This window comes from Planktotalea frisia, assembly GCF_001890925.1.
GTDB lineage: Bacteria > Pseudomonadota > Alphaproteobacteria > Rhodobacterales > Rhodobacteraceae > Planktotalea > Planktotalea frisia.
The window spans coordinates 1-16,838 of the sequence record NZ_MLCB01000095.1 but is presented as its reverse complement, the minus strand read 5'-3'; the positions used below and the strand labels follow the sequence as shown (position 1 = coordinate 16,838).

Sequence of the window (16,838 nt, the reverse complement as noted above, 5' to 3'; positions counted from 1 at the left end):
TGTGCGGAACTATGTCTTCTGAAATGAACGAATATGCAAGGCAATCTGGCAGCGCTACGTTCTTCTCAACAACTGGAGAACAAACAAGTGAAAGCCATCGCGTCCTTCCCAACCCACAGCGCAAACCGTTACCTTGCGCAGCTTTGTGATCACTTTGGCAGAAAGATCAAAGCGGAGCATGGCGACGCAAAGGGCAGTATCGAATTTTCGTTTGGTCGTTGCCAGCTGACAGCGAGCGATAGTGATCTCGAAATACTGGCCCAAGCTGATGATCAAACCCGACTCGATCAAGTGATCGGAATTCTGACCAGTCACCTTGAGCGGTTTGCCTTTCGTGAAAATCCCTTTCTGGATTGGCAAAAAATCGAAACAAACCAACCAACTTAAGAGGAAAACCTACGATGACACAGAAACTTTCAACTTTACGCAATTCTGTTTTTACAGCTGCGGTGATCGCTCTTGCGGTGTCTCTTCCGGCATCTGCCGAAATGGCAGGATCTTTGAAGCAGATCGTGAACACCTTCCAAAACGGTCAAGCGACAGGTGGTGCTGAAATGGCAGTCGATGCCAAAAGCGCGGTGACAATCACTGATGGTGTTGAACTGCCGGGCTTTGCTTTTCACGTCTATGATGTGGATGCGACAGGCGACAGCGTCACAATGACTTTGGTGGCGAAACTCGAAAAACTCATGGTCACGAAATACGACGAAACGACGTTTGATCGCTATTATATCGAACTTGATCGTGAAGTGACCTCTGCCGAAATCGCGGCTTCCAGCGATGAGAACTTTAGCGCAAGTGTGGAAATTCTCGCACCGGGCACTCAAGTCACCGCAGCAGGCGCATTTGTTGAAGGATTGGCGTCGGCCTACACGTTTGAAAACGGCGCGATCCTTGTAACAGTTGGCGATGGAACGGATCTCACGAAGATCATCGAAAACAACGGCTCCCTTACTGTGAACTTCTAAAGAACGCAGCATTGATCTTTGGCATTCGCGTGGCGGTCTTACGCCGCGCGATCATTCCTCGCGTTAGCGCTTTGTGCCTTCTCTCTTAATCTTCGGAAAATGAACATGACACTTCACAAACAATATCTCCTCCCGCGTATCCTGATTGGCCTTTTGGCGTTGGTCATGGCTGCCTTCACATTGCCGGCCTACATGAACCCGATATCCAACCCGGGATTGGCTGAATTGACTGGTCCTGCGGTTTCCCTTGGCAGCACAGCAGGTGCGTTCCTTGGTCGTCAACTTACACTTATTATCATCGCATTGATCGGTGCGGTCGTGGGGCAACGCCATTTGGTGATGATTGGTGGCTTTGCAATGATGTTCATGAATGGCCATGATGCGATTTTCATGGGCTTGATGGGCGGGCCAGCTGATGCGGCAATCGCGGGTCTTCTCTTTGCAGTGATCGCCGCCATAGCGATCGTGCTTGTGTGGCGCAAACCCGTCGCTGAATAATATATACTTTGCAGCATTCTGTCGGCGCTTAATGCAAGCTCGATGGAGTGCTCGTATTTTCTGGATTCAAAGAAGTAGGGGAGAAGTCATGACGTTACTCGCAAAAGTTACACAAGCGGCGCGCAAAGTTACCAGTCGTGCAGGTCCGAGGATCTTGACGGTAAAAGCGGCATGGCGGCTCACACCAAACATGATCCGTGTTGTGTTCTCTGGTCCTGAACTCGCAGGCTTCCCAGAAGGGCGCGAGGGGGGGAATTGTAAACTGATGCTTCCAGAAATTGATGAAGCGAAAGACAGCTTTGTGGCACGCTTAAAGAACGGTCTACCACCTGTTCGACGCACATACACTGTGCGCAATTTTGATGTGGCAACCCAAGAGCTGAGTATCGATTTCGTGGCGCATGGCGACGAAGGGCCTGCCTCGCGCTGGGCGAGCCATGCAAAGCCCGGTGACTTTTTGGGGTTTGGCGGGCCAAGCACGCCCAAAGTGACGCAGTTCAATGCTGACTGGTATTTGGTTGCAGCAGACCCGTCGGCTATTCCTGTCGCAGCTGCTGCGCTTGAGGCGATGCCACGCGATGCCAAGGGCGTTGCGATTTTTGAGGTGACCAGCGCAGATGATCGCCAAGATATCGACATACCAGAAGGCATCGACGTTCATTGGTTAATCCAACCTGATCCGCATCAGCGCTCAACGGCGCAAGAGGATCTCATTCGATCTTTGGAGTGGCCAACTGGCCGCGTGCAGACCTGCATTGCTGGCGAATCCGGCGTGATCCGTTCGCTACGCGACTTTCTTGCGAACGAAAAACATGTGCCGCGTGATGACACTTACATCTCTGGGTATTGGAAAATTGGTCTGATTGAGGATGAACACCAGCAGGCCAAGCGCGCAGGAAATACTTGAAGGCGCTCGTTCGCTTTGGGCCACGCACTAGGCTCGGGATCTTTCGCACCGATCGCTCGACAATGTGCCAGCGTTAGAACGATACTGAACAACTATAAGAGAAACACTGCAAAGGACACCCATATGCCGACGAAAACTGTTCCGATTATCGCCGCGAAATCCCCAGCAATGGTAGAGCTCGAAGCAGGTAAAAACTACTTCTGGTGCGCTTGTGGCAAATCCAAAAACCAACCGTTTTGCGATGGATCGCATGCCGGAACAGATGTGTCGCCAGTCAAGTTTATCGCCGACAAATCAGGACCTGCGGCCTTATGCCAATGCAAAGCCACGGCCAATGGTCCGTATTGCGATGGGACACACACTCGGCTTGGCGAGCAATCCGTAGGAGATCTCGCACCTGAGCCAAAATCCAAGGTCCCTGTCGCCACACCGACACCAGAAGAGCCGACAGTTGCACGCATCCACGCCTTGGCGCGTGATGGTTTGTCCAAGCTTGGTCATCACGGTGAAATGGGCTCTATGGGGGTGCCGCGCAAGGACCTTCCGCATTGGGATGATATCCAGATCCTACCTGCACAAATGGCGCGCAAGCCGCTGTTGGACACTGTGGATGTTGCCACATCTGTTACCATTGGGCCGCATGCCGCGAAGCCCTTGCAACTGGATATCCCGCTCTTTGTCTCTGACATGAGCTTTGGCGCGCTGTCGCAAGAAGCCAAAACAGCGCTCGCGCGTGGTGCGCAAATGGCGGGCACAGGTATATGTTCTGGCGAGGGTGGCATGTTGGATGAAGAGCAGGCCGAAAACACGCGATACTTCTATGAATTGGCCTCGGCTCGGTTTGGCTGGAAACCTGAACTTGTCGAACGTGTTCAAGCCTTTCACTTTAAAGGAGGGCAAGGTGCGAAAACGGGCACTGGCGGGCATCTTCCGGGCGACAAGGTTGAAGGGAAAATTGCGCAAGTTCGTGGCCTTAATCCGGGCGAAGATGCGATTTCACCGGCAACCTTTCCGGACCTGCACACACCTGCAGATTTTCGCAAAATTGCGGATGAAGTTCGTGAGCGCTCAGGTGGTATTCCTATCGGGTTCAAGCTTTCGGCCAACCATATTGAGGACGATATCGACTTCGCACTCGAGGCAAGTGTGGATTACATCATTCTAGATGGTCGTGGCGGCGGGACAGGGGCTGCGCCACTGATCTTTCGCAACAACATCTCTATCCCAACGATCCCAGCACTTGCCCGTGCTCGCGCGCACCTGGATCGCAAAGCGGGTCGTGACGTGACATTGGTCATTACAGGCGGTCTTCGCGTTGCCGAAGATTTTGTAAAAGCAATGGCTTTGGGGGCGGACGCTGTTGCGGTCTCAAACTCTGCGATGCAAGCGGTTGGCTGCATTGCTGCGCGCATGTGCAATTCAAATAACTGCCCAGTTGGGGTGGCCACCCAAAAGCCCGAGTTGCGCAAACGATTGGATGTTCAGGTCGGAGCGGAAAATCTGAACCGCTACTTTGGCGCGTCGGTGGAGCTGATGCAGGTTCTTGCAAGAGCCTGCGGGCATTCAAATTTGTCAGACTTCAATAAGAACGATTTGACAGCGTGGAAGCAGGATATGGCAGACCTGAGTGGCATTCGCTACGTTGGCGTGGGCCGCTCTGCTCCGTAGAGTGGCGTTTATTGATTAAGCGAGGCTGTGAAGCCAAAAAGCCAATATAGGGCGAGATCAAAAACTAAGTGTCGCGATAGAAACGGAACACGGCATTGATCTCGCCTTGAACAATTTATTTGGCGGTATTGAGCAATATGCTCGTTTCACTGTTCAAAATGCCAGTTATCTCACGGGTGCGACGCAGTAATCCGTCAAATTCTGGCAAACTGGTTGTTTCAATCTGGGCCACCAGATCCCACGCGCCATTGGTGCTGTGAAGGCTCACGATCTCGGGCATTTTCTTGAGCGCTTTCACGACGGAAGACGTCAGATTGCCCTGCACCTCAATCGTCATTACGGCTTTGATAAGATCAACCCCAGCCGAGACATCGACCTCAATCGTGAAACGTTGAATGACGTTGGACTGCAACAGTCGCCCAAGGCTGGCTTGCACGGTTGCGCGCGAAACGCCAAGCTGTTGAGCGATTGTCGTGATAGACGCACGTGCGTTTTGCCTGAGGATCGCAAGTAGCTTTCTGTCTGTTGTGTTTAACTCGCTCATTTCGGCACTTTCTATCAATGTGATATTCTAGATAGGCATTTTGACAAAAATTAACACCGTTATGTTCAATTTTCTGTCTATATGTATATTCTTTGATGCGAAATACTCTGTCCAAATTGCTCAAGAGAGGACGTTTCGTATGTTGAATTGCACTTTAGTAGGCGCACCTGTCGATTGCGGCTCAAGCCAGTTGGGATGCGTTATGGGCCCCGATGCGTTTCGAACCGCAGGGTTGAAAACAACGATCGAAGCGCTTGGCTATGCGGTTCATGACATTGGGAATGTCACAGTCGAGCCGGCGCAAGCCTTGCCTCATGCAAATGACGCAATTCACGATCTTAGCGAAATTGTGGGATGGGCGACGGCGTTGGAAGAGGCAGCCTATAACGCGATGCAAAGCTCGGACCTGCCTATTTTCCTTGGCGGTGATCACGCGCTCTCGATTGGCACTGTTCCGGGCGTTGCGCGCCATGCCGCTGAACAGGGTCGCGCGCAATTTGTGCTCTGGCTCGATGCACATCCCGATATTCATTCGCCTATGACCACGACCAGCGGGAACCTGCATGGTACGCCTGTCGCTTATTTCACGGGGCAAGCGGGCTTTGAAAATGTTTATCCACCGCTGCAACATCGTATAGATCCGGCGAATGTTTGCATGATGGGTATACGGTCGGTTGATCCATCCGAGAACGAGCACTTAGCGCAATGTGGCATCGATGTTTATGACATGCGCGCGATTGATGAACGTGGCGTTGCCGATCCGCTCAGACGTTTTCTGCAAAAAGTCAAAGACGCCAATGGCGTTTTGCATGTGAGTTTGGATGTCGATTTCCTAGAGCCGAACATCGCACCTGCGGTAGGCACGACTGTTCCGGGGGGTGCCACGTTCCGTGAAGCGCATCTGATCATGGAAATGCTCTGCGATAGCGCATTGGTGACATCGCTCGATTTGGTTGAGCTCAATCCATTCCTCGATGAACGCGGACGTACCGCCACGCTGATGGTCGATCTTTGCGCCAGCCTTCTTGGCCGCAAGGTGCTGGACAGACCAACACGCAGCTTTTGATCAAGATTACGCCCAAAGATGAATGAAGAGAGATTTCCGATGACACCTTCCACAAATCCTAACCCGTCCAAGTTGGCTATGGTTCCTTTCGTCAGTGTCGATGACATGATGAAAATCGTGAACACCATTGGTGCCCCTAAGATGATCGCAGAAATCGCGGAGTATATCGAAGCGGATTTTCTGCGTTGGGATATGTTTGACAAAACGCCGCGCGTGGCCGCGCACTCGAAAGAAGGCGTGATCGAACTTATGCCGACCAGCGATGGCGAAACTTATGGCTTCAAATATGTAAATGGCCATCCCGCCAACATGGCGCGTGGTTTTCAGACAGTGACGGCGTTCGGTGTTCTCGCACGGGTAGATAATGGCTATCCGGTTCTATTTTCCGAAATGACTATTCTGACGGCATTGCGCACTGCTGCGACTTCTGCGGTTGTTGCCAAGTATCTCGCCCCTAAAAATTCCAAAGTCATGGCGATGATTGGCAATGGGGCGCAGTGCGAATTTCAAGCACTCGCGTTCAAAGAAGTTGTCGGCATTGAGACGGTGCGCCTTTATGACATTGATCCTGCTGCGACTGAAAAAGCGGTTCGCAATCTGTCGCAAAGTGGGCTGACTGTTGTGGCGTGCTCATCGGCACAAGACGCTGCCGCCGGTGCTCAAATCGTCACGACCTGTACCGCAGACAAGCAATGTGCCACCATTTTGACAGACAATATGATTGGCTCTGGTATTCACATCAACGCAATCGGTGGCGACTGTCCGGGTAAAACAGAACTGCACAAAGACATTCTATTGCGCTCGGACATCTTCGTTGAATACCCACCACAAACGCGCATCGAGGGTGAAATCCAGCAATTGCCAGATGATCATCCTGTGACCGAGCTGTGGCAAGTTATGGCAGGGCAGGCGGAAGGTCGGACCTCCGAAAGCCAGATCACGCTTTTCGATAGCGTTGGCTTCGCGACGGAAGACTTTTCAGCACTGCGATATATCCGTGATCAGTTAGAGCGCACGGGTCATTTTGTAGAACTCGACTTGCTCGCTGATCCGGATGATCCAAGGGATCTATTTGGCATGGTTCAAAGGGCATCGATGGAGTGACGAAAACCGCTTAGGTCTTGGGAAGATAAAGAGCGATACAAGCCCTTTGGACGCCAACCTATAATGTGGATTCAACGATGTCTTCTGGTGCAACCCATGGCGTAATTTGCGTGTAATTCTTTTTAAATAGCGCAATTTCGCCTGCGTGCTGCTGCGTCAGATCAATGTCGTCCCATCCATTCATCAGCTTTGTGCGCCATGTCTCATCCAGTGCGAAAGCAAAGGTTTCGCGGCCTATCGTGGCAGTTTTGTTCTCTAGATCGACTTTTGCTTCACACGTGCCTTCAGCCAGCTGCGAAACCAGAGTTTCATATATTGCGAGGTCAATACGGGCAGGCAGCAAGCCATTGTTGATGGCATTGCTTGCGAAAATATCACCAAAGCTTGGCGCGAAAACGGCGCGAACCCCTGCATCGACAAGCGCGTAAACCGCAGCCTCGCGGGAGGATCCGCTACCAAAGTTTGGCCCTGCGATCAGCACGCTCGCGTTAGGCGCATTATTCAAAGAGAAGTCATTGCGCACGTCGCCCGCTTCGGTGCGGCGAACGTCGTGGAGCAGATAATCACCATACCCTTGCACACGTGGCACGGACATAAAGCGTGCAGGGATCAGTTGGTCGGTATCCACATTCGCGCGGGCCAAAGCCACGGCTTGTCCCGTATGTACGCGCCAACCTGCCATTAGATCTCACCTTCGCTTAGCAGTTTGCGCACATCGTAAATTTCGCCTGTCACAGCAGCTGCGGCCACCATCGCAGGGGACATCAAATGCGTGCGTGCTCCGCGGCCTTGACGGCCTTTGAAATTGCGGTTCGTGGAAGACGCGCAGCGCTTGCCGCTTTGCACAAGATCGCCGTTCATGCCGACGCACATCGAACACCCTGACGCCGCCCATTCCAAGCCGGATTGGATGAAAACCTTGTCCAATCCTTCGCGTTCCGCCTGTGCTTTGATCAGCTGCGATCCCGGCGAAACCAACCCTGGCACCTTGGCGCGGCGTCCCTTCAAAACACTGGCCGCTGCACGCAGATCTTCTATGCGGCCATTGGTGCACGAGCCGATAAACACTTGATCGATCGGTGTTCCTGCGAGGCTTTGTCCCGCCTTCAAACCCATGTATTCCAGCGCTTCTCGAGTTTGGTGATCCTGCTCCGTCAGATCGGGAAGTGTCGCGGTCACAGGCATAGCTTGCTCAGGGCTGGTGCCCCAAGTCACCGTCGGTGCTATCTCGGATGCGTCGATGTGAACGTCGATGTCGAATGTTGCCCCGTTGTCTGAAACAAGCGCATCCCACGCTGTGGTGGCCTTCTCCCAGTTGCTCCCCTTTGGGGCATAGGGGCGACCTTTGATGTAGCTCTTTGTGATCTCATCAGGCGCAACCATCCCAAAGCGCGCGCCACCTTCGATAGAGAGGTTGCAGAGTGTCATGCGCGCTTCCATCGACAGGGCACGGATGGTGCTGCCCGCGTATTCCACCGCGTGGCCTTGCGCGCCGCCTGTGCCCAAACGCGCAATCCATGTCAGCGCAATGTCCTTGGCAGTGACGCCCGCGCCAAGGGATCCATCGACAGTGATGCGCATGGCTTTGGGCTTTTGTTGCCAAATGGTTTGCGTCGCAAGCACATGCGCCACTTCTGTGGCTCCAATGCCAAAGGCCAAAGCCCCAAACGCACCATGGGTTGACGTGTGACTGTCACCGCAATTGATCAATAGGCCGGGCAGCGTAAGTCCTTGCTCTGGCCCTACCACATGAACGATGCCTTGATTAGGATCGTGCAAGTCGAAGAGCTTTAGATCATGTCGCTTGGCATTCGCGCGCAGAGTTTCAATCATGTGCGCGATTTGAGGGTCCTTGATACGGCTGCGTTCTCGCGTTGGGGCGTAATGATCGACAATTGCGAAAGTCAGATGAGGGGCCGCAACTCCAAGCCCGCGCGCTGCGATTTTGGCAAAGGCATGGTGCGACCCCTCATGCACAAGATGACGATCGACCCAAAGCAGCGATACCCCGTCGTCGCGTTTCAGAACCTCGTGAGAGGCCCAGAGTTTATCCAAGAGGGTTTTGGGTTGCGTCATGATCTTGCCTGCTTTGCCAAATCTTGATCAGCTTGCCCGATTGCGGGTTCCCAATGACGCCCAACACCGTCGCCAACGCGGGTTAGCGGCATCTCCAAGCTGAACATATCCGGTCGATAAAGACCGGACAAGAATTCCACACCGTTGCCATCTACATCGCGGACCACACGTTTGAGCGACAGAAGCGCGCTGCCCTCTGCCAGGTTGAGCGCCTCGGCCACTTCCGGCCCCGCGAGACTGGCAGATACAGATTGATGTGCCGCGCCGATTTGCACACCGCTGCGCTCTAGCAACTTAAACAAGGGCATCGTTGCCAGATCGTTTTCCGAATAATTCTGCGCAATTTGCGTAGGAACATAGGTCGTGAGATATGAGAAAGGCACTGCGTTTGCCAATCGCACGCGGGTCGCAATTTGCGCGTTTTCAGCAGCGCCCAGACCCAACGCTTGAGCCACGTAGTCGGGTGGCTGCCTGTAGGAAAACGACAAAAGTCGCGCCGTGGTCGATTGCCCCATTTCCACAAGCTGGGGCATGAGCGTGTTGAATGTCAGCGCTGCACGCTTGTCGCTCATGGCCTTGCTGCGCACGCGTGTTCCGCTGCCAACGCGCTTTTCGATCAAGCCGCGTGCGCTCAGGACGTCCAAGGCGCGGCGTATGGTGACGCGAGACACGCAATAAGTCTCGGCTAACTTTTGCTCGCCCGGCAAAATTTCCCCGTCGCATAAACGGCCGTCAGTGATTTGATCGTACAAGGACAAATACACGCGGCGCGCTTTCGCCCCTTCGGGTAATGTGGCTGATCTGGCGACTTCCAACACTGCATGACCTTTCTAAACGGTATTTTTGGCGAGCGTGATGGGTAAAGGAAAAGCAGATTGCCGTCGTTATGCAAGGAAAAGTTGACTTACTGAAAATACACAAGTTGTATTGTCAAAGAAACAAGTTAGCTTGCGAGGGTCACATGCGGATTGTAGAGTTGCACGTTTTGAACGGCTACGCGGCAAAGGTTCACCCATGATCAAGATTGATCCGATAACCCTGTCCGTTCTTGCAGGACGTATGGAGCAGATTGCCGATGAAATGGATGCGACTTTGTTTCGCGCGGCCTTCAATCCGATAATCGCCGAAGCCCATGATGCCAGCCATGGTCTTTATCATGCGCGCACGGGTGACACACTGGTTCAGGGCAAGTCCGGTTTACCGATCTTTGTGGGTGTTATGGCTTTCGCAGTTCGGGCGGTTATCGAAAAGGCGGCAAAGGATGGCGACCTTGCAGATGGGGACATCTACATTTTCAACGACGCGCATATTGGCGGCACGCATCTGAGCGATATGCGCCTCGTGCGTCCTTATTATCGCGACGGAAAACTGTTTTGTTATCTCGCGTCTGTGGGCCATTGGCATGATGTGGGCGGCGCGGTTCCGGGGAATTACAATCCAGCTGCAACGGATGTATTCCAAGAGGCATTTGTTCTGCCCCCCGTCAAACTGGCGCGCGCGGGCGTGATTAATCAGGACATCATCGACATCTTGCTGCGTAACACACGTCTGCCGCAGTCCGCGATGGGGGATCTGAACGGTCAGCTCGGTGCACTTGATCTGGGTATCAAGCGGATGGATGAATTGCTGGATGAGTATGGTGGGGACACAGTTGCCGCTGCGCTCGACGCGCTTGGGCATCGTGCCGAAGCGTTGATGCGGTCCGAATTGAAAGAGTTGCCTGATGGGCGTTGGGAAGCAGAAGATTTTCTTGATAACGACGGCATCGTTGACGAACCGCTTGCCATCAAAGTCGCGTTAGAGATTAAAGGCGATCAAATGACGCTGGACTTTACAGGGTCCGCCCCACAATGTGCGGGTCCTGTGAATATCGCGCTGCCAACGACGGTCGCAACGGCCTATGTTGCGGTAAAACATATCTTTCCGACCTTGCCCGCAAACGCGGGTGTCATGCGTCCGATTAACGTCATCGTGCCCGAAGGGTCGCTTTTGTCAGCAGAGTTTCCCGCCCCCACGGGCGGCTATACAGAGACGATCTTGCGCATGATTGACGTGGTGTTTTCAGCCTTTGCCAAAGCTGCGCCAACCCGCGTGGTGGCGAATGCCTATGGCACGATCAACGCGCTCTCTATCGCGGGAAAGCGCGCGAATGGGCAGCCTTGGGTAATGTTCAGCTTTTATGGTGGAGGACACGGCGGATCTGTGGAAACCGATGGTTTGAACCATGGCAACGCGCCTATTTCGACGGCGACAATTCCGCCGATGGAGATTCTTGAGGCGGCTTATCCTGTAATGTTTCGCACTTGGGGCTTGCGCGCGGATAGCGGTGGGCACGGCGCACATCGCGGCGGCGTCGGTGCCATCTATGAGATCGAAGTTTTGGAAGAAAACGGTGCCGAAGCTTTCTTGTTCGGCGAGCGTGGAAAGTTCGCTCCTAAAGGTATCGCAGACGGTCAGGACGCAGCGATGAATGTCTTTTCGTATGAACAGGATGACGGCTGGAAAAACCCGCCATTGGTATCGAAAATGCGTGGAATAAAGCTGCGCCAAGGCCAAGGGGTGCGTTTAGAAACCCCTGGCGGCGGTGGCTATGGCCCTGTGTCTGAGCGCGCAGCGCGCGACATCGCGCGTGACGTTGCGCGCGGCTTGGTGAGTGCAGACGCGGCGGACCAGACTTACGGCACAGACTGGCGCGAGGTTGCATCATGAGCAAGCGTATGATCGGTGTCGACGTTGGCGGCACTTTCACAGATGTTTTTGTACTCAACGAGAATGATGGCACCGCCACAGTCGCCAAAGTCCCTACAACGCGGCCGGATCAATCGGGTGGCTTTCTGGATGGGATCAAACGCGAGGTGGATGATCTGCGCGATGTTTCGGTTGTTGTGCACGGCACCACAGCTGGCACCAACGCTTTGTTAGAGCGCAAAGGCGCTAAGACAGGTGTGATCTGCACGAGCGGTCTGCGCGATGTGCTGGAAATGCGCCGTCGGGACAGACCGCGCACTTGGGGGCTTCGCGGGAATTTCGATCCGGTGGTTGATCGACGCAATCGTTTGGAAGTGCCCGAGCGCACATTGGCGGACGGATCGATCCGCACAAAGGTTGATCTGGATGCGGTACGCGCAGCAGCGCAGACGTTACAAAGCGATGGTTGCGAAGCGGTCGCGATCTTGTTTGCGAACGCTTATGCAAACCCTGCAAACGAAGCAGCAGCAGTCGCGCTTGTGCGTGAGATTTGGCCAAACGCGCATGTCTCGGCCAGCCACGAAATTCTACCCGAAATTCGCGAATTCGAGCGCTTTTCCACGACTGCATTGAACGCCTATTTACAGCCGGAAATCTCTGGCTACTTGGGCCGTTTGGAAACCGCGCTGCGCGATGGCGGGTTTGATGGCGAGTTTATGATTGTGCAATCCAATGGCGGCGTGATGGCCGTTGAAACCGCCTGCCAACTGCCTGTGCGCACGGCCTTGTCTGGTCCTGCGGCGGGCGTCATTGCAGCGGGCTATATCGCGGGGTCTGCTGGTTTTGATAATGTGATTACAGGCGACATGGGTGGCACCAGTTTTGACGTGTCGCTAATCCATAACGGACAATCAATTTTATCCCCGCAAACCTCGATTGATTTTGGTATGGTTGTGCGCACACCGATGATCGAGATCACGACAATCGGCGCTGGTGGCGGCTCGATTGCGTGGGTTGATAAGGGCGGTTTGTTGAATATCGGACCGCAAAGCGCAGGCTCGAACCCCGGTCCTGTCGCTTATGGGCTGGGCAATGATCGACCAACGGTCACAGATGCCAATGTGGTTCTGGGGCGCATTGATCCTGACAATCCAATTGGCGGCAAACTGGAACGGCTCGATGTAGAAGCCGCGTCCAATGCGATTGATATTCATGTCGGAACGCCTTTGGGTCTCACAACTTTGCAGGCGGCGGAAGCGATTTTGACAGTGGCCAACAGCCGTATGGCTGGCGCGATCCGGCTTGTTGGAATTGAGCGTGGATTTGACCCGAAACGCTTTGTGTTTATGCCGTTTGGCGGTGGTGGCGCGCTGCATGCTGGGGCGATGCTCGCACAAACGGGCATCGCGCGTGCAATTGTGCCGCGCTATCCTGGTGTGACCTCTGCGATGGGATGTGTGATCGCGGATATGCGGCAGGATTTTGTGCAGACGATCAACACGTTGGTTGCAACGCTGGATGAGGACGCGCTGGCTAGGTTCATGCAATCGCATGTGGATCAAGGCATCACATTGCTCGATGCCTCACGCACCAAGTTTGACAGTCGTGTGCTGAGTTTTGAGTTGGACATGGCCTATATCGGTCAAACTCATACTGTGTCTGTGCCGATCGATGTTGCAGTGACGGGCTCGCGCGTTGTTGTCCCGACAAAAATGCAGATCGAGGCTGCATTTGATGTGGCCTATGAAGCGACTTTCGGGCGGTTACTGAGTGGCGGCGTGCGTCGTATTTTGAACCTTCGCAGTGCGGTAACTGGTAAAAGGCCTAAGTTCGATCTTGCGAGTTTGGCACCCATTGGCGAGGGCAGTGTCGCAGCCGTTTCTCACCGCCGCGTTCATTTCGGCACTCAATGGCATGAAACTGCAATCTATGATCGCCTCAATTTGCCCGTCGGAGCAGTGATCAAAGGTCCCGCAATTCTGACGCAACCCGACACAACCGTGCTGATCGAGCCTGAGCTGCAAGGGCGCGTGGATGCCTTTGGCAATACCATCATTGAACAACAGGAGGGGGCGGTATGAGCGATCCGCGCACTTGGGATCTATCGCGCACGGCTTTGCTGAGCATTGATCTGCAAAATGACTTTATTCATCCCGAGGGAGCCTATGGTCGCGCGGGGCAATCAGCAGCGTCAATTGCGGCTTTGCCTGACAGAGTCGCCCCGCTGGTTGCAGCATTACGGGCGAAAGGCGGGCGATATTTGTCCGCGCAGTTCACGTTGGTTCCTGACCGCGATGGCACACCTTTGATTGCGCCGCATCTCAAAGAGTTACGTCCGTTCCTTGCCAAAGGCGACTTTGCGCCCGGATCGTTTGGCCATAAAGTTGTAGACACTTTGCACCCTGCGGATTTTGTCATCGAAAAGGTTGCGTATTCCGCCTTTTACCAGACGCGACTTGAATACATCATGCGTGCTGTTGGCATCGATAATCTGATCGTTTGCGGCATCGTCACCAATGGCGGCGTAGCGTCTACTTTGCGCGATGCACATTTGCGCAATGTCGAAACGGTAATGCTCAGCGATGGTTGTGCTGCCTTTAAACAAGACGTCCATGACGCCACGCTTTTGTCGCTTGGAACGATCACACATCAGATGACTTGTGCAGATGCGCAGACTTGGCTGGAAGGCGCGCTATGAACTTGAAAACGCGCTTGCAAAGCGACAAGATTTTGATCGCCCCTGGAGTTTATGACGGGTTAAGCGCTGCGCTAGCAACCGATGCTGGCTTTGAGGCGCTTTATCTAAGCGGAGCAGCGGTGGCCTACACCCGCCTTGGTCGGCCAGACATAGGGTTGAGCACGGCAAGTGAAATGGCGGACACGATGGCGTTGATCGCTGATCGCACGCCTTTGCCAGTGATCATCGACGCGGACACGGGGTTTGGAAACGCGCTGAATGCGCAGCGCACCATGCGTGTTTATGAACGCGCAGGGGCGGCGGCGTTGCAACTGGAAGATCAGACCTACCCCAAACGCTGCGGGCACCTTGCGGATAAATCGCTGATTTCGACCTCTGAAATGGCAGGTAAGATTGCCGCAATGGCCGATGCGCGTGCCAGCGAAGAGACGTTAATAATAGCGCGCACAGACGCCATCGCCGTCGAGGGGTTTTCCGCCGCTCTTGATCGCGCCGAAGCTTATGTCGAAGCAGGGGCTGACGTGTTGTTTATCGAGGCCCCGCAAACACGTGCGCAGCTTGAAGCTATTGGGACGCAATTTGGCGCGCGTATACCGCTGTTGGCCAATATGGTTGAAGGCGGTGCAACTCCGATCACAGGTGCTGATGATCTTGAAGAGCAGGGGTTTTCGATTGTGATTTTTCCGGGCGGTATTGTGCGTGCTTTGGCGCGCACGGCTCAGGATTATTACCAAAGTCTGCATAAGAATGGATCGAACAAGCCGTTTGCGGATCGCATGTTCGACTTTGACGGTCTGAACGAAGTGATTGGCACAAAAGAGCAGTTGGAACGCGGTGCGCGCTATGGCTCTGGCGAATGAAGACCTAAAGCGGTTGCTATCGCCGAGCGTTGTCAGCAAACGCGTGGCTATCGCTGCACTTTCAAAACCCCATCGCTGCCCCGTCTTTGCGTGGATCTGAGCCTGCAGCATATCCATCATTGTCTAGACGGCAAATCAGCTGTGCTCCTCCGAAGCCAAACGCGTTGTCTGGTGCTTCGAGCGATATGTCGTGCCCTAGTGCTTGGAGGGCATCGAGCGTCGCTTTAGGCATCGTATCTTCACAGGCGACGTTCAAACCTTGCACAAATCGCCAGCGCGGAGCATCTACCGCCATTTGGGGATCTTGTCCCCAAAGTCGCGTGCGCAGCACCATCTGAACGTGACCTTGTGCCTGCATTGGGCCACCCATAACACCAAAGCTCATGAGGGGTCCGTCCGATCCCATAAGGAACCCAGGAATAATGGTTTGGAAGGGTCGCTTGTTTGGGCCAACCCGATTTTGACTGTTCGGATCCGTCGAAAAACCTGCGCCGCGATTTTGCAATGCAATACCAGTGCCGGGCACAACAACACCGGAACCAAAGCCTGCATAATTCGACTGAATAAAGGACACCATCATGCCGGAACCATCTGCTGTGGTCAGATAAACTGTGCCGCCATTTTTGGGTGCGCCGATGTTGAAATTCTGCGCTTGGCCGAGATCAATCAAAGCGGCACGGCTTGCGAGGTAGCTCTCATCCAATAAGTCTGACGCGGTGACATCGTTCATATAATCGCTGTCAGCCACATAGTTTTCTGCGTCAACGAGTGCGAGTTTCATAGCTTCGATTTGAAGGTGAAATGCGAGAGGGTCATCCGCGTCTAGTTCTCGAATTGAGGTGGTGGACAAAATGCCCAAAGCCATAAGTGCTGCGATGCCCTGACCATTCGGTGGGATTTCATGAAGCTCTACATCGTCAAACTTTTGCGAGATCGTGCCGCACCAATCTGCTTTATGCGCGGCCATGTCCGCCATCGTCAAAGCTGCGCCATGCTGCTTTGCGAAATCGCAAATTGTCTGTGCCAATGTGCCTTTGTAAAATGCTTCGCCTTTGGTGTTCGCAATGAGCTGAAGGGTCTTTGCCAGTGGGAGGTTCGTAAAGCGCTCGCCCGCCTTTGGAGGTGTGCCGTTTGGCAAGAAAGCCTCTGAAAATCCCGGGTACTGGCCGAGCTCAGCGGCTGCGCGTTGCCAAAGCTGGGCGATAACTGGCGTTACAATGAACCCGTTTTGCGCATATGCAATCGCGGGTTCAAAAAGGTCGGCAAACGCGAGTGCGCCAAAACGTTCAGACAAGGACACCCAAGCCGATACTGCACCCGGCACTGTCACGCTTTCCCATCCTCGAAAGGGCATCTCTTTTTGTGCGGCAAAGCGCTCTGGTGTCCAAGCGGCTGGTGAGCGTCCCGAGGCATTGAGACCATGCAGTTCTTTGCCATCCCAAACGATTGCAAACGCGTCGGATCCGACCCCGTTGCCTGTAGGCTCTACGAGCGTGAGGGTGATCGCCGTCGCAATCGCTGCATCAACCGCGTTGCCGCCGCGCTTGAGCATCGCAAGACCGGCTTGAGCAGCCAGCGGATGAGACGTTGCGACCATATTATCCGCGAAAACAGCGGAGCGACGCGATGGGTAGTGATGGTTGGCGCGAAATTCCATGGGGACACTTTCTTTGAGGTTCAGGACAAGGCTATCGCGTGACTATACCGCTGCTACCCCAAAACCCGAATTTTTTCATGGGTTATGACGCGGAAATTGTCTGA

Annotated in this window: 16 protein-coding genes; 11 read left to right on the top strand and 5 right to left on the bottom strand. The window is 54.0% G+C overall.

Features of this window, described 5'->3' with window-relative positions; genetic code table 11:
* The first annotated feature begins 33 nt into the window (after positions 1–33).
* The 5 genes from PFRI_RS06440 (at position 34) to PFRI_RS06420 (ending at position 4,041) form a co-directional block, all read left to right on the top strand.
* Complete coding sequence (locus PFRI_RS06440; RefSeq protein ID WP_084649626.1) at positions 34–387, top strand: DUF2218 domain-containing protein; 354 nt, start codon at positions 34–36, stop codon at positions 385–387.
* A 14-nt stretch (positions 388–401) separates the two neighbouring features.
* Positions 402–968, top strand: a complete 567-nt coding sequence (locus PFRI_RS06435) for a hypothetical protein (protein WP_072629883.1) — start codon at positions 402–404, stop codon at positions 966–968.
* 105 nt (positions 969–1,073) lie between these two features.
* Entirely contained in the window at positions 1,074–1,466 is a 393-nt protein-coding gene (locus PFRI_RS06430; protein ID WP_072629882.1) for a hypothetical protein, read from the top strand.
* Positions 1,467–1,554: 88 nt separating this feature from the next.
* The gene (locus PFRI_RS06425) at positions 1,555–2,373 is read left to right on the top strand and encodes a siderophore-interacting protein (RefSeq protein ID WP_072629881.1); all 819 of its coding nucleotides are present in this window, start codon (positions 1,555–1,557) and stop codon (positions 2,371–2,373) included.
* A gap of 123 nt (positions 2,374–2,496) precedes the next feature.
* Positions 2,497–4,041, top strand: coding sequence for a glutamate synthase-related protein (locus PFRI_RS06420; RefSeq protein ID WP_072629880.1), 1,545 nt, complete (start codon positions 2,497–2,499; stop codon positions 4,039–4,041).
* A gap of 115 nt (positions 4,042–4,156) precedes the next feature.
* On the opposite strand, the gene PFRI_RS06415 is transcribed toward PFRI_RS06420, so the two are convergent.
* Positions 4,157–4,585 carry an Lrp/AsnC family transcriptional regulator gene (locus tag PFRI_RS06415; RefSeq protein ID WP_072629879.1) on the bottom strand — a complete coding sequence of 143 codons (429 nt, stop codon included), beginning with the start codon at positions 4,583–4,585 and terminating at the stop codon, positions 4,157–4,159.
* Between the two features lie 139 nt (positions 4,586–4,724).
* Between PFRI_RS06415 and rocF the strand changes: the two genes are divergently transcribed.
* Positions 4,725–5,651: an arginase gene (gene rocF / locus PFRI_RS06410; RefSeq protein ID WP_211317777.1), complete on the top strand. Its 927-nt coding sequence runs from the start codon at positions 4,725–4,727 to the stop codon at positions 5,649–5,651.
* A 39-nt stretch (positions 5,652–5,690) separates the two neighbouring features.
* Positions 5,691–6,755 (top strand): ornithine cyclodeaminase, encoded by a 1,065-nt coding sequence (locus PFRI_RS06405; protein WP_072629878.1) that lies wholly within the window; start codon positions 5,691–5,693, stop codon positions 6,753–6,755.
* 58 nt (positions 6,756–6,813) lie between these two features.
* Here the strand turns inward: PFRI_RS06405 and leuD are convergent, their stop codons facing one another.
* From leuD to PFRI_RS06390, 3 genes are read right to left on the bottom strand one after another with little or no spacing between them, the layout of a single operon-like run.
* Positions 6,814–7,437, bottom strand: coding sequence for a 3-isopropylmalate dehydratase small subunit (gene leuD, locus PFRI_RS06400; protein WP_072629877.1), 624 nt, complete (start codon positions 7,435–7,437; stop codon positions 6,814–6,816).
* Entirely contained in the window at positions 7,437–8,831 is a 1,395-nt protein-coding gene (leuC, locus tag PFRI_RS06395) for a 3-isopropylmalate dehydratase large subunit (protein WP_072629876.1), read from the bottom strand. The genes leuD and leuC overlap by 1 nt, the downstream gene beginning before the upstream one ends.
* Positions 8,828–9,646, bottom strand: a complete 819-nt coding sequence (locus tag PFRI_RS06390) for a GntR family transcriptional regulator (protein WP_072629911.1) — start codon at positions 9,644–9,646, stop codon at positions 8,828–8,830. Before PFRI_RS06390 ends, leuC begins: the two co-directional genes overlap by 4 nt.
* Positions 9,647–9,845: 199 nt before the next feature.
* On the opposite strand from PFRI_RS06390, the gene PFRI_RS06385 reads away from it, so the two are divergent.
* From PFRI_RS06385 to PFRI_RS06370, 4 genes are read left to right on the top strand one after another with little or no spacing between them, the layout of a single operon-like run.
* Positions 9,846–11,540 (top strand): hydantoinase B/oxoprolinase family protein, encoded by a 1,695-nt coding sequence (locus PFRI_RS06385; protein ID WP_072629875.1) that lies wholly within the window; start codon positions 9,846–9,848, stop codon positions 11,538–11,540.
* Complete coding sequence (locus PFRI_RS06380) at positions 11,537–13,600, top strand: hydantoinase/oxoprolinase family protein (RefSeq protein ID WP_072629874.1); 2,064 nt, start codon at positions 11,537–11,539, stop codon at positions 13,598–13,600. Before PFRI_RS06385 ends, PFRI_RS06380 begins: the two co-directional genes overlap by 4 nt.
* Positions 13,597–14,217, top strand: coding sequence for a cysteine hydrolase family protein (locus tag PFRI_RS06375; protein WP_072629873.1), 621 nt, complete (start codon positions 13,597–13,599; stop codon positions 14,215–14,217). Before PFRI_RS06380 ends, PFRI_RS06375 begins: the two co-directional genes overlap by 4 nt.
* Complete coding sequence (locus PFRI_RS06370; RefSeq protein ID WP_072629872.1) at positions 14,214–15,077, top strand: isocitrate lyase/PEP mutase family protein; 864 nt, start codon at positions 14,214–14,216, stop codon at positions 15,075–15,077. The genes PFRI_RS06375 and PFRI_RS06370 overlap by 4 nt, the downstream gene beginning before the upstream one ends.
* A gap of 61 nt (positions 15,078–15,138) precedes the next feature.
* Here PFRI_RS06370 and PFRI_RS06365 read toward each other — a convergent pair whose 3' ends face one another.
* A complete protein-coding gene (locus PFRI_RS06365; protein ID WP_072629871.1) occupies positions 15,139–16,734 on the bottom strand; it encodes a gamma-glutamyltransferase family protein in 1,596 nt (531 codons plus the stop codon).
* Positions 16,735–16,838: the final 104 nt, after the last annotated feature.

Excerpts from the sequence above, each read along its gene's own strand:
- PFRI_RS06430 (WP_072629882.1), top strand. The coding sequence starts at position 1,074 with ATGACACTTCACAAACAATATCTCCTCCCGCGTATCCTGATTGGCCTT.
- PFRI_RS06365 (WP_072629871.1), bottom strand. The coding sequence starts at position 16,734 with ATGGAATTTCGCGCCAACCATCACTACCCATCGCGTCGCTCCGCTGTT.
- leuD (WP_072629877.1), bottom strand. The coding sequence starts at position 7,437 with ATGGCAGGTTGGCGCGTACATACGGGACAAGCCGTGGCTTTGGCCCGC.
- PFRI_RS06425 (WP_072629881.1), top strand. The coding sequence starts at position 1,555 with ATGACGTTACTCGCAAAAGTTACACAAGCGGCGCGCAAAGTTACCAGT.
- rocF (WP_211317777.1), top strand. The coding sequence starts at position 4,725 with ATGTTGAATTGCACTTTAGTAGGCGCACCTGTCGATTGCGGCTCAAGC.
- PFRI_RS06380 (WP_072629874.1), top strand. The coding sequence starts at position 11,537 with ATGAGCAAGCGTATGATCGGTGTCGACGTTGGCGGCACTTTCACAGAT.
- PFRI_RS06420 (WP_072629880.1), top strand. The coding sequence starts at position 2,497 with ATGCCGACGAAAACTGTTCCGATTATCGCCGCGAAATCCCCAGCAATG.
- PFRI_RS06435 (WP_072629883.1), top strand. The coding sequence starts at position 402 with ATGACACAGAAACTTTCAACTTTACGCAATTCTGTTTTTACAGCTGCG.
- PFRI_RS06405 (WP_072629878.1), top strand. The coding sequence starts at position 5,691 with ATGACACCTTCCACAAATCCTAACCCGTCCAAGTTGGCTATGGTTCCT.
- leuC (WP_072629876.1), bottom strand. The coding sequence starts at position 8,831 with ATGACGCAACCCAAAACCCTCTTGGATAAACTCTGGGCCTCTCACGAG.
- PFRI_RS06440 (WP_084649626.1), top strand. The coding sequence starts at position 34 with ATGCAAGGCAATCTGGCAGCGCTACGTTCTTCTCAACAACTGGAGAAC.
- PFRI_RS06375 (WP_072629873.1), top strand. The coding sequence starts at position 13,597 with ATGAGCGATCCGCGCACTTGGGATCTATCGCGCACGGCTTTGCTGAGC.
- PFRI_RS06415 (WP_072629879.1), bottom strand. The coding sequence starts at position 4,585 with ATGAGCGAGTTAAACACAACAGACAGAAAGCTACTTGCGATCCTCAGG.
- PFRI_RS06385 (WP_072629875.1), top strand. The coding sequence starts at position 9,846 with ATGATCAAGATTGATCCGATAACCCTGTCCGTTCTTGCAGGACGTATG.
- PFRI_RS06370 (WP_072629872.1), top strand. The coding sequence starts at position 14,214 with ATGAACTTGAAAACGCGCTTGCAAAGCGACAAGATTTTGATCGCCCCT.